Origin of the sequence: Streptomyces wedmorensis (genome assembly GCF_000716445.1) — a bacterium.
GTDB classification, from domain to species: Bacteria; Actinomycetota; Actinomycetes; order Streptomycetales; family Streptomycetaceae; genus Streptomyces; species Streptomyces wedmorensis.
The window spans coordinates 195,012-207,073 of record NZ_JNWK01000006.1 but is presented as its reverse complement, the minus strand read 5'-3'; the positions used below and the strand labels follow the sequence as shown (position 1 = coordinate 207,073).

Below are 12,062 nucleotides of genomic sequence, written 5' to 3'. Positions count from 1 at the left end.
GGGCTGACCGTGGAAAATCTCATTGCGCTGCTCGTCGGGGCGCCCCTGCTCGGAGCGGCGGTGCTGCTCTGCGGCGGACGTCGGCTCGACAAGTCCGGGCACTGGCTCGGCACGCTCCTCGCGGCCGTCTCCTTCTTCATCGGCCTCGCGCTCTTCGCCGACATGCTCGGCAAGGGCGCCGAGGACCGGGCCATGCACCAGCGGCTCTTCACCTGGATCTCCGTCGACGGCTTCCAGGCGGACATCGCCTTCCAGCTCGACCAGCTGTCGATGACGTTCGTCCTGCTGATCACCGGGGTGGGCACGCTCATCCACGTGTACTCCATCGGCTACATGGAGCACGACGAGCGCCGCCGCCGGTTCTTCGGCTACCTCAACCTGTTCGTCGCGGCGATGCTGCTGCTCGTCCTCGCCGACAACTTCCTGCTGCTGTACTTCGGCTGGGAGGGCGTCGGCCTCGCCTCGTACCTCCTGATCGGCTTCTGGCAGCACAAGCCCACCGCGGCGACCGCCGCGAAGAAGGCCTTCCTGGTCAACCGGGTCGGCGACATGGGCCTCTCGATCGCGATCATGCTGATGTTCACCACCTTCGGCACCTTCGCCTTCGGGCCGGTGTTCGCGGCGACGGACGAGGCGAGCGAGGGCAAGCTGACCGCGATCGGTCTGATGCTGCTCCTCGCGGCCTGCGGCAAGTCGGCCCAGGTGCCGCTGCAGTCCTGGCTCGGGGACGCGATGGAGGGCCCGACGCCGGTCTCGGCCCTCATCCACGCGGCGACCATGGTCACCGCCGGCGTCTACCTGATCGTCCGCTCCGCCGACATCTTCAACGCCGCCCCGGACGCCCAGCTGGTCGTCACCGTGGTCGGCGCGGTCACGCTCCTCTTCGGTGCGATCGTCGGTTGCGCCAAGGACGACATCAAGAAGGCGCTCGCCGGTTCGACGATGTCGCAGATCGGCTACATGATCCTGGCGGCCGGCCTCGGCCCCATCGGGTACGCCTTCGCGATCATGCACCTGGTGACCCACGGCTTCTTCAAGGCCGGGCTGTTCCTCGGCGCCGGTTCGGTCATGCACGGCATGAACGACGAGGTCGACATGCGCAGGTACGGCGGCCTGCGGAAGTACATGCCGGTCACCTTCGCCACCTTCGGCCTCGGCTACCTCGCGATCATCGGCTTCCCCGGCCTGTCCGGCTTCTTCTCCAAGGACAAGATCATCGAGGCGGCCTTCGCCAAGGGCGGCACCGAGGGCTGGATCCTCGGCTCGGTCACCCTCCTCGGCGCGGCCATCACCGCGTACTACATGACCCGCGTGATGCTCATGACCTTCTTCGGCGAGAAGCGCTGGCAGCCCGATGCCGAAGGCCACGCGCCGCACCCGCACGAGTCGCCGAAGTCCATGACGATCCCGATGGTCCTGCTGGCCTTCGGGTCCGTGTTCGCGGGCGCGTTCTTCGGCATCGGCGACCGGTTCGTCGCCTGGCTGGAGCCGGTGACGAACTTCGAGCACGGCCACCCGCCGATCAGCGCCGGGGCCATCACCGGCGCCACCGTCGCCGTCATGGTGATCGGCGTCGGCATCGCGTACCTCCAGTACGGACGCCGGCCCGTGCCGGTGGTCGCCCCGCGCGGTTCGCTCCTCACCCGGGCCGCCCGCCGCGACCTCCTCCAGGACGACTTCAACCACGCCGTGTTCGTCACGGGCGGCACGCACCTCACCCGCTCGCTCGTGTACGTCGACCACACCCTGGTCGACGGCGTCGTCAACGGCACCGCGGCCTCCGTCGGCGGACTCTCCGGCCGACTGCGCAAGCTCCAGAACGGCTACGCCCGCACGTACGCGGTCTCCATGTTCGGAGGTACTGCGGTGCTCATCGCCGCGACCCTGCTGATGAGGGCGGTGTAACTGACATGTCCTTCCCGCTCCTTACGGTCACGGCAGCGGTTCCGGCGGTCGGTGCCATCCTCACCGCCGCCGTCCCCGCGGCCCGCCGGACCGCCGCCAAGTGGCTGGCGCTGCTGGTCTCGCTCGCCACGCTGGTGCTCGCCGCCGTCGTCTTCGCACGGTTCGAGCCCGGCGGCGACCGGTACCAGCTCACCGAGTCGCACGCCTGGATCAAGGACTTCGGCGTCCGCTACGAACTGGGAGTGGACGGCATCGGGGTGGCGCTCATCGCGCTCACCGCGCTGCTGATCCCCTTCGTCATCCTGGCCGGCTGGCACGACGCCGACCCCCTGGAGACGAAGTCCTCGCGCTGGCGGCCGACCCAGGGCTTCTTCGCCCTGATCCTCATGGTCGAGGCGATGGTGATCCTCTCCTTCGAGGCCACCGACGTCTTCCTCTTCTACATCCTCTTCGAAGCCATGCTCATCCCGATGTACTTCCTCATCGGCGGCTTCGGCGACCGCGCCCACGCGGGCTCCGACGAGAACGCGGCGGCCCAGCGCTCGTACGCGGCGGTCAAGTTCCTGCTCTACAACCTGGTCGGCGGCCTCATCATGCTGGCCGCCGTCATCGGGCTCTACGTGGTCGCGGGGAACTTCTCGCTCACCGAGATCGCCGAGGCGCGGGCCAACGGCTCGCTGGAGATGGCGACCAGCACCGAGCGGTGGCTGTTCCTCGGCTTCTTCTTCGCCTTCGCGGTGAAGGCCCCGCTCTGGCCGCTGCACACCTGGCTGCCGAACGCGATGGGGGAGGCGACCGCCCCGGTCGCCGTCCTCATCACCGCCGTCGTCGACAAGGTCGGCACCTTCGCGATGCTCCGCTTCTGCCTCGGGCTCTTCCCCGAGGCGAGCAAGTGGGCCACTCCGGCGATCGTCGTCCTCGCGCTGATCAGCATCGTCTACGGCGCGCTGGTCGCCGTCGGTCAGCGGGACATCAAGCGCCTGGTCGCCTACGCGTCGATCTCGCACTTCGGCTTCATCATCCTGGGCATCTTCGCGATGACCACCCAGGGCCAGTCCGGCGCCACGCTCTACATGGTCAACCACGGCATCTCGACGGCCGCCCTGATGCTCGTCGCCGGCTTCCTGATCTCCCGGCGCGGCTCGCGGCTCATCGCCGACTACGGCGGCGTGCAGAAGGTCGCCCCGGTGCTCGCCGGCACGTTCCTGATCGGCGGCCTCGCGACCCTGTCGCTGCCCGGACTCGCCCCGTTCGTCAGCGAGTTCCTCGTCCTGGTCGGGACGTACGCCCGGTACCCGGTGGCCGGCATCATCGCCACCACCGGCATCGTCCTCGCCGCGCTCTACACCCTCGTCCTGTACCAGCGGACGATGACCGGGCCGGTGAAGGAGGAGGTCCGGACGCTGCCGGACTTGCGGCCGCGCGAACTCGCGGTCGTCATCCCGCTCATCGCCGTGCTGATCTTCCTCGGGGTCTTCCCGAAGCCGCTGACGGATGTCGTCAACCCGGCGGTGCAGCACACCATGTCCGACGTCCAGCAGAAGGACCCCACACCCGAAGTGGAGGCGGCCAAGTGAGTGCAACGGCTGTCCACAGCCTGTGGACGACGGCTGCCGAGCCGATCGCCAAGATCCCGGCGCCCCACATCGAGTACACGCAGCTCGCGCCCGTGCTCATCGTGATCGGCGCCGCGATCGTCAGCGTCCTCGTCGAGGCCTTCGTGCCCCGCAAGGGCCGCTACCTCGGCCAGGTCTTCCTGTCCGTCCTCGCCCTCGCCGCCGCCTTCGCCGCCGTCGTCGGCCTGGCGGCGGGCGGCTACGGCACCACCAAGGCCCACATCGCGGCCATGGGCGCCATCGCCGTCGACGGGCCCGCCCTCTTCCTCCAGGGCACCATTCTCCTCGCCTCGATCGTCGCGATCTTCACCTTCGCCGAGCGCAGGCTCGACCCGGCCGACCACGGCCACAAGGTCGACTCCTTCGCCGCCGAGGCCGCCGCCGTCCCCGGCAGCGAGCAGGAGAAGGCGGCCGTCAAGGCCGGGTTCACCACCACGGAGGTCTTCCCGCTCGCGCTGTTCGCGATCGCCGGCATGCTGGTCTTCCCGGCGGCCAACGACCTCCTGACGCTCTTCGTCGCCCTGGAGGTCTTCTCCCTCCCGCTGTACCTGCTCTGCGCCGTCGCCCGCCGCAAGCGGCTGATGTCGCAGGAGGCGGCCGTCAAGTACTTCCTGCTCGGCGCGTTCTCCTCGGCCTTCCTGCTCTTCGGGATCGCCCTGCTCTACGGCTACGCGGGCTCCGTCTCGTACGCCACCATCGCCGACGTCGTGGACGGCTCGATCGCCTCCGTCGACCCGGCGCTCGCCGACACCATGGGCAACGACGCGCTGCTCCTCATCGGCTTCGCCATGGTCCTCACGGGGCTCCTCTTCAAGGTCGGCGCCGTGCCGTTCCACATGTGGACCCCGGACGTCTACCAGGGCGCCCCGACCCCGGTCACCGGCTTCATGGCCGCCGCGACCAAGGTCGCCGCGTTCGGCGCGCTGCTCCGCCTGCTGTACGTGGTGCTGCCGGGTCTCACCTGGGACTGGCGGCCGGTCATGTGGGGCGTCGCGATCGTCACCATGCTGGGCGGTGCGATCGTCGCCATCACCCAGACCGACATCAAGCGGCTCCTGGCGTACTCGTCGATCGCGCACGCGGGCTTCCTGCTCGCCGGTGTCATCGCGGCCACGCCGACCGGCATCTCGTCCGTCCTCTTCTACCTGGGGGCGTACTCGTTCGTGACGATCGGCGCGTTCGCCGTCGTCACCCTGGTCAGGGACGCGGGCGGCGAGGCCACGCACCTCTCCAAGTGGGGCGGTCTCGGCCGCCGTTCGCCGCTGGTCGCGGCGGTCTTCGCGGTCTTCCTGCTCGCCTTCGCCGGCATTCCGCTGACCTCCGGGTTCTCCGGCAAGTTCGCCGTCTTCTCGGCGGCGGCGGAGAGCGGCGCGGGCGCGCTCGTCGTGGTCGGTGTGATCTCCTCGGCGATCGCCGCGTTCTTCTACATCCGGGTGATCGTGCTCATGTTCTTCAGCGAGCCGAAGGCGGACGGCCCCACGGTCGCCGTGCCGTCGGCGCTGACGACGCTCACCATCACCGTGGGCGTGGCGGTCACGCTGGTGCTCGGTCTCGCGCCGCAGTACTTCCTCGACCTGGCGAACCAGGCGAGCGTGTTCGTCCGGTAGACGCGGTCGCACGGCGGAGGGGCCCGGCTCGCTGCGAGCCGGGCCCCTCCGCCGTGTTCGGGGGAAGTCCGCCTTGATCGCCAGTGGTGGTGCCGCACGCGGGGGTGACCCATGGGAGGTGCCGTGCCATCGTGGAAACCACCCGAATGGTCTGTACCAGTCGTCGAGAGGGAAGCGGCCCGATGCGTGGCACCACCGTCTTACCCGGCACCCCCTGCGCCGCCCCGAAGGCCGGCGACCCGCCCATGCACCGCCTGGAACTGCGCCTGCCCGACGACGTGCCCTTCGCCGCCGGAAGCTTCGACGCCGTCGGCCCGCTGTCCCGGGCCGCCTTCCCGCACCGGCACACCTTCCACGAGATCGTCCACGTCACCTCCGGCACCGGCACGCACGTCGTCGACCTGGCCCGCTGGCCGCTGAGCCCGCCCCACCTGGGCGTCGTCCTGCCCGGTCAGGTGCACCGCTGGGAGGACGCCGAAGACCTCGACGGCACCGTCGTCCTCTTCACCGAGGACTTCCTCCTCGACCACCCCGGCGACCGGGACCTCCTCCGCCGCCTCGGCGAACGCCCCTGGCACACCCTCGACGGCCCCACGCACGCGCGTACCGCCCGCCTGATGGCCGAACTCGTCGAGGAGTACCGGCACGGCGCCGACGGCTTCGCGACCGTGCTGCGCTCCCTGCTGCACGTCCTCCTGGTCCGTACGGCACGACTGCCGGGTCCCGGGCAGGCCGGACCGCCGCCCGCGGGCCCCCCGCCGGGCAGGGCCGCGGCCGTCGCCGAGGAGTTCGCCCGCCTGACCGCCCGCACCGGAGCGGAGGGCAGGACCGTGCGCGAGTGTGCCGAGCTGATCGGCGTCACCCCCGGCTATCTCGCCGAGGCCGTCCGGGCCGCCACCGGCCGCACCCCCGGCGACCTCCTGCGCGCGGCCCGCACCCGGGAGGCCCAACGGCTGCTGGTCGGCACCGGCCTGTCGATCCGTCAGGTGGCGGCCAGAGTCGGCTTCGACGACCCCGCCTACTTCTGCCGCTTCTTCCGCCGCGAGACCGGACGGAGCCCGGGGGACTTCCGAAAACACCATGACCGCCGCGCTCCGTCCCTCGAAGGCGACGGGCCCCGCCCCTAGGTTCGTGCCGATCCCCCAGCCCCCCACCTTCGAGGAGCAGGCATGGACAACGAGACCGGCACCGGGCACGTCACCCGCAAGGCGGTGCTGCGCGCCGCGTTCGCGGCCGGCATGGCGGCCCCCGCGGTCCTCATGGGCGTTCCCGCGCTCGCCCGCACCCTGACCACGGCCGACGCGCCGCCCGCGCTCACCCCCGCGTGCGACGACGGCGACGACCCCACCCCGCCGCAGACCGAGGGCCCGTACTTCAAGCCGAACTCCCCGCTGCGGACCAGCCTGGTGGACGCCGGCACCCCCGGTGTCCGGCTCACCGTCAGCGGCTACGTCTTCGGGCTGGCCTGCAAGCCGCTGTCCGGCGTCCTGCTGGACTTCTGGCAGGCCGACACCAACGGCGCCTACGACAACTCCGGATTCCGTTTCCGCGGGCACCAGTTCACCGACGCCGGCGGCGCCTTCAGGCTCACCACGATCGTGCCCGGCCTCTACCCGGGCCGCACCCGGCACATCCACGTCAAGCTCCAGGCCCCCGGCCGCCCGGTGCTCACCACCCAGCTGTACTTCCCGAACGAACCCCGCAACAACACCGACACCATCTTCGACCCGCGGCTGCTCATGACCGTCCGGGACACGGGCGGCGGCCGGGAGGCGGCGTTCGACTTCGTCCTGAACGTGCCGCAGGACCCGGGGCCGACGCCGACCCCGACGCCCACGGGCGCCCCCGGCGGCACCTGGGCCGCCGGGACCGCCTACCGGGCGGGCGACACCGTCACGTACGGCGGCCCGGGCTATGTGTGCCTCCAGGCGCACACGGCCCAGGCCGGCTGGGAGCCGCCGAACGTCCCCGCCCTCTGGCGGGTCCGGTAGCTACGCGGACGGAAGGATCCGGCCCCGGACCTCGCCCAGCGCCACGCGGGTGCCGTCCGGGCCCGGAGCCCAGGCCGTCAGGACGACCTCGTCGCCGTCCTCCAGGAACGTCCGCTTGCCGCCGGACAGTTCGAGCGCGTCCCGGCCGTTCCAGGTGAGCTCCAGGAGCGAACCGCGCTGGTTCGTCTCGGGCCCGGAGACGGTGCCGGAGCCGTACAGGTCGCCGGTGCGCAGCGAGGCGCCGTTGACCGTCATGTGGGCCAGCTGCTGGGCCGCCGTCCAGTACATGGAGGAGAACGGCGGCTCGGAGACGACCTCGCCGTTGATCTCCACCGTGATCCGCAGGTCGAAGCAGCCCTGCTCCTCCGCGTCCGCGTCGTCCAGGTAGGGGAGCAGCGGCAGGTCCCGCGCGGGCGGCGCGGTCCGGGCGGCGTCCAGCGCCTCCAGGGGCGTCACCCAGGCGGAGACCGAGGTCTGGAAGGACTTGCCGAGGAACGGGCCGAGCGGCACGTACTCCCAGGCCTGTACGTCCCGCGCCGACCAGTCGTTGAGCAGCGTCAGACCGAAGACGTGCTCCCGGAAGTCGCCGAGCGGCACCGGGCGGCCGAGCTCCGACGGGGTGCCGACGAGGAAGCCGACCTCCGCCTCGATGTCCAGCTTGATCGACGGGCCGAACACCGGAGCCGGGTCCGACGGGGCCTTGCGCTGGCCCGAGGGGCGCACGACGTCGGTGCCGGAGACCACGACCGTGCCCGCGCGACCGTGGTAACCGATCGGCAGGTGCTTCCAGTTGGGGGTGAGCGCGTCGCCGTCGGGGCGGAAGATCCGGCCCACGTTCGTCGCGTGGTGCTCGCTCGCGTAGAAGTCGACGTAGTCCGCGACCTCGTACGGCAGGTGCAGCGTCACCGCGTCCAGCGGGTGCAGCAGCGGCTCGACGTCCGCCCGGTGCGCGGGCACGGTCACCCACGCCGTGAGGGCCCGGCGCACATCGCGCCAGGCGGTCCGCCCGGCCGCGAGCAGCGGGTTCAGGGACGGCTGCGCGAGCAGGCTCGCGTACGGGGAGCCGAGGGCGTGGGCGGCGGCGCCCGCGTCCAGCACGTACCCGCCGATCCGGACGCCGAGCCGGCGCCGGCCGGGCTCGTCGGCGGTGGAGAAGACGCCGTACGGGAGGTTGTGCGGGCCGAAGGGATCGCCCTCGGCCAGGTCGAGCGGGCTGTGCTCGGACATCTGTGCGTGCCTCGCTTTCCAGGTGTGTGGGGGACACGTTACGGGCCGCGCCGCCGCTCGCGGATGACATGGATCACACAGAAAGTGCGGCCTCCGTGGGCAACTGTCGGGTTTTGACCGGTATATGGGTGGGGTGGGCCTCGAACGTCGCCGTGAGCTGCGGAAACGGAGCTCCGGGCCAGGGCCTCCGCGCTTTACGATCACGCCAGCGACGCGCCGCGTGATGTCTCCGCAGGCGCACGCCCCGACACCACACTTCGCACTCTTTCTCTGACCAGGAAAAGGTCCGCAACGTGAAGATCCGCCGCATTCTCGCGACCGCAGTGGCCGCCGCCGTGACCACCCCGGCGCTGTTCCTCTCCGCCGCGCCCGCCTTCGCCGACACCAAGCCGGCCGCCCCGCAGTCGCAGAAGCCCTCGTCGCACGAGGACGACATCGACGACGAGATGCCGTCGATCGAGGAGCTCAAGGCCGCCGTCGCCGTCGCCCAGAAGGCGTACGACGAGGCCGTCGCCGAGCACGACAAGGCCGAGGCCGCTTTCAAGGCCCTCGACAAGCCCGACAACCCGCTCGTGGTCAAGGTGGCCGACGCGAAGAAGGCCGTCGAGGCCGCCGCCGCTGCCAAGACCACCGCCGACGAGGAGCTGGCCAAGGCCGTCCAGGCCGAGAAGGACGTGCTGGCGAAGCCGGACGCCACCGAGCAGCAGAAGACGGACGCCGCCGCTGCCGTCACCGCCGCGAAGAAGACCGCCGACGACGCCGCCGCGGCGAAGAAGACCGCCGACGAGGAGCTGGCCAAGGCCGTCACGGCCCGCGACGACGCCCGCATCGCCGCAGCGGGGCTGGCCGAGCTCGCCAGGAAGGTCAAGGTGGCCGCCAAGAAGGACCTCGAAGACGCCAAGGAAGACCTGGCGATCGCCGAGGAGATCGAGGGCGAGTGCAAGGTCGACGACGCCGTCGACGTCACGCTCAGCGGCCCGAAGACGGTCACCGCCGGTCAGCCCGCCGTCTTCTCGCTGCGCGTCACCAACACCTCCGACCGCGCCCTGGACGTCGTCGATGCTTTCGCCAACGCCGTGCGGCTCCCGAAGCCCGACGAGGTCATCGACGACGAGACGGTCCTCGACGGCCGCCTCATCCCGATCGAGTGGTCGTCCTCCGACGTCCTGGAGTGGACGCCGATCACGGACAAGTACGAGTCCATCGAGGTCGGCCGGCTCGCCAAGGGCGCCTCGTACGACGTGAAGCTGCGCCTCACGGTCGCCGCCGACGCGCCCGCCGGCCGGGGTGTCGCCTTCGCGTACGCCGAGTACGAGAACGAGGACGGCTCGTGCGGCTTGGGCGAGGACTACCCGGACGTCGAGTTCGCCATCCTCGCGGCCAAGGGTGACAAGCCGAAGCCGACCCCGTCGCCGTCGACCACCACGCCTACCCCGGCGCCCTCCACCGGCGGGAACCACAACACCACCCAGCAGGGCGGTTCGTCGAACACCCCCGTGAAGGGCTCGCTCGCCGCCACCGGCGCGAACGACACCCTGCCGCTGGGCATCGCCGCCGCCGGAGCCGTCGCCCTGGGCGCCGGCGCGCTGGTCGTCGCCCGCCGCCGCAAGGCGGGCGCGGACGCGTAAGCGCACGACGTGAGGAAGGGCCCGCACCCCGGGAAAGGGGTGCGGGCCCTTCCGCGCGTTCAGCCCGCCGTGCGCGGAATCGTCTCCTCCCAGGTGCGGTGGAAGACGACCTCGCCGCCCTCCTTGCAGACCAGCTCGTTCACGGTGAAGAAGGCGTCCGCGTCGCAGGAGATCTCCGAGCGGGTGTCGACCGCGCAGTCCCAGGCGAGTTCGGGCCGGCGCAGCCGGATCGACCACTCCGAGCGGGTACGGGCGGACAGCGGCCCGCCCTCGTCGATCGTGTACGTCTCCACGGCGTCCTCGGTGAACTCCAGGCCGTCGGGGTACACGCGCGTGCCGCCGTACTTCGGGTCGACGTCGAGCCGCCACTCGCCCTTGGCGACGTCCCGGACCACCACCCGCTCGGGACGCGGCTCCTCCAGGGTGCGCGGATAGGCGACGCCGAGCGGCTCGGACTGCTCCGGCTCCTCCCATTCGACGGCGTCCTCGGTGTGCGCGCGCACCGGCAGCGTGAGGTTCGAGCCCGCCGGGTCGAGGGTGAAGCCGGCCGCGTCCGGCTGCGGCCAGATCCACGGCCAGTACGTGGAGGACACGGCGAGCCGGACCCGGTGGCCGGGCGGGAAGGTGTGCCCGATGCCGTTCAGCTCGAAGACGAAGCTCTCCGTCTCGCCGATCTGCGCCTCCACGGCCCGGTCGCGGCCGTAGCGGGCGGAGAAGTTCAGCGCGCCGCGGGTGACGAGGGTGGACGAGCCGTCCGGGGCGATGTCGCAGAGCCGGGCGATCACCTGCCCGGTGGGGGCGTCCGTGCGCAGGGCGAGGCTGACGGACGGGCGGCCGAGGATCTCGATCGGGCCGCCGTCCTCGGGCACCGGGAAGTCGAAGCACGCCGAGTGGGCGTCCTCGTCGCGCTGGTCGGGCGGCAGGTCGGCGTCGTTGCCGAAGGGGAAGAAGCGGCCCGCGTCGATCCCGGTCTGCTGGGGCGAGTCGACGACCACGGGCACGCCCTGGAAGCCGTACGTGACGGGGGTGACGTTCGGGGAGGGCCAGGAGGGGTCGGCGACCCAGCGGCCCGGGAGCTCGTCGTAGACGGTGGCGGGCGGATGCGACTCGCTGATCCAGGAGCGCAGCAGCGGTTCGGCCATCACGTCGTTCTCGACGCCCTTGAGGTGGTGGTCCCACCAGCGCAGGGTCTCCTGGAGGAAGCCGATGGCGGGGCCCGGCGGCAGGCCGCGGTCCGGGTAGTGGTGGGACCAGGGGCCGATGATCCCGCGCACCCGGTCCTGGGGGAGGTGCCGGGCGAGCCGCAGGACGGTGTCCCGGTACGGGTCGTGCCAGCCGCCGACGGCGAGGACGGCGGCGCGGATGGCCCCGTAGTCCTCGCAGACGCTGCCGTGCTTCCAGTACGCGTCCCGGGTCTGGTGGCGGAGCCAGGTGTGGATGAGGGGCTCGACGGTCTCCAGGCGCCTCAGCCACATCGCGCGCCACTCCTCGCCGACGTACTGCGGGTCCGGCGGGCGGGCGACGAAGGCGAGCATGGTGGCGGCCCAGGCGTGCATGTCGACGCCGAGGACCGAGCCGCCCATGTAGTGGACGTCGTTGTCGTAGCGGTCGTCGGTGGAGCAGACGGTGACGATCGCCTTGAGGGGCTCGGGGGCGAGGGCGGCGACCTGGAGCGAGTTGAAGCCGCCCCACGAGATGCCGAACATGCCGACCTTCCCCGTGCACCAGGGCTGTTCGGCGAGCCAGTTCACCACGGCGACGCCGTCGGCGAGCTCGACCGCGTCGTACTCGTCGCCGGGCAGGCCCTCGCTGTTGCCGTGGCCGCGGACGTCGACGCGCACGGAGGCGTAGCCGTGTCCCGCGTACCAGGGGTGGCGCTGCCAGTCGCGGGGCGCGGTCCAGTCGGTGAGGCGGTACGGCAGGTACTCCAGAAGGGCCGGCACGGGGTCGTCGGTGACCGGGCGCCACACGCGCGCGTACAGCCTGGTGCCGTCCGGGAGGGGGATGCGGACGTCCTCGTGGCGGGTCTCGTACGGGAAGTCGGTACGGATCTTCATCACGGCTCCCTAGTGGACGGGGTGCATGGTG

General features: G+C 71.4%; 8 protein-coding genes. 6 read left to right on the top strand and 2 right to left on the bottom strand.

Translation table 11 applies throughout. The annotated features are described in order from the left end of the window. Nucleotides 1-9 precede the first annotated feature (9 nt). From nuoL to OO54_RS07465, 5 genes are all read left to right on the top strand, one after another. A complete protein-coding gene (gene nuoL / locus OO54_RS07485; protein ID WP_033202050.1) occupies nucleotides 10-1,905 on the top strand; it encodes an NADH-quinone oxidoreductase subunit L in 1,896 nt (631 codons plus the stop codon). A gap of 5 nt (nucleotides 1,906-1,910) precedes the next feature. Next, the gene (locus tag OO54_RS07480) at nucleotides 1,911-3,482 is read left to right on the top strand and encodes an NADH-quinone oxidoreductase subunit M (protein WP_033202049.1); all 1,572 of its coding nucleotides are present in this window, start codon (nucleotides 1,911-1,913) and stop codon (nucleotides 3,480-3,482) included. Further along, nucleotides 3,479-5,128 carry an NADH-quinone oxidoreductase subunit NuoN gene (gene nuoN, locus OO54_RS07475; RefSeq protein ID WP_033202048.1) on the top strand — a complete coding sequence of 550 codons (1,650 nt, stop codon included), beginning with the start codon at nucleotides 3,479-3,481 and terminating at the stop codon, nucleotides 5,126-5,128. Before OO54_RS07480 ends, nuoN begins: the two co-directional genes overlap by 4 nt. Before the next feature lie 182 nt (nucleotides 5,129-5,310). Next, entirely contained in the window at nucleotides 5,311-6,255 is a 945-nt protein-coding gene (locus OO54_RS07470) for a helix-turn-helix domain-containing protein (protein ID WP_033202047.1), read from the top strand. A 42-nt stretch (nucleotides 6,256-6,297) separates the two neighbouring features. Further along, nucleotides 6,298-7,119, top strand: coding sequence for a dioxygenase family protein (locus OO54_RS07465; protein ID WP_033202046.1), 822 nt, complete (start codon nucleotides 6,298-6,300; stop codon nucleotides 7,117-7,119). Here OO54_RS07465 and fahA read toward each other — a convergent pair whose 3' ends face one another. Further along, entirely contained in the window at nucleotides 7,120-8,346 is a 1,227-nt protein-coding gene (gene fahA, locus OO54_RS07460) for a fumarylacetoacetase (RefSeq protein WP_033202045.1), read from the bottom strand. Between the two features lie 293 nt (nucleotides 8,347-8,639). On the opposite strand from fahA, the gene OO54_RS07455 reads away from it, so the two are divergent. Next, the gene (locus OO54_RS07455; protein WP_033202044.1) at nucleotides 8,640-9,974 is read left to right on the top strand and encodes a COG1361 family protein; all 1,335 of its coding nucleotides are present in this window, start codon (nucleotides 8,640-8,642) and stop codon (nucleotides 9,972-9,974) included. Between the two features lie 59 nt (nucleotides 9,975-10,033). Here the strand turns inward: OO54_RS07455 and OO54_RS07450 are convergent, their stop codons facing one another. Continuing rightward, the gene (locus tag OO54_RS07450; protein WP_033202043.1) at nucleotides 10,034-12,031 is read right to left on the bottom strand and encodes a CocE/NonD family hydrolase; all 1,998 of its coding nucleotides are present in this window, start codon (nucleotides 12,029-12,031) and stop codon (nucleotides 10,034-10,036) included. Nucleotides 12,032-12,062 lie beyond the last annotated feature (31 nt).

Bases quoted from the DNA above. Each gene is read 5' to 3' on its own strand.
- fahA (WP_033202045.1), bottom strand. From the start codon at position 8,346: ATGTCCGAGCACAGCCCGCTCGACCTGGCCGAGGGCGATCCCTTCGGC.
- OO54_RS07465 (WP_033202046.1), top strand. From the start codon at position 6,298: ATGGACAACGAGACCGGCACCGGGCACGTCACCCGCAAGGCGGTGCTG.
- OO54_RS07450 (WP_033202043.1), bottom strand. From the start codon at position 12,031: ATGAAGATCCGTACCGACTTCCCGTACGAGACCCGCCACGAGGACGTC.
- OO54_RS07480 (WP_033202049.1), top strand. From the start codon at position 1,911: ATGTCCTTCCCGCTCCTTACGGTCACGGCAGCGGTTCCGGCGGTCGGT.
- OO54_RS07470 (WP_033202047.1), top strand. From the start codon at position 5,311: ATGCGTGGCACCACCGTCTTACCCGGCACCCCCTGCGCCGCCCCGAAG.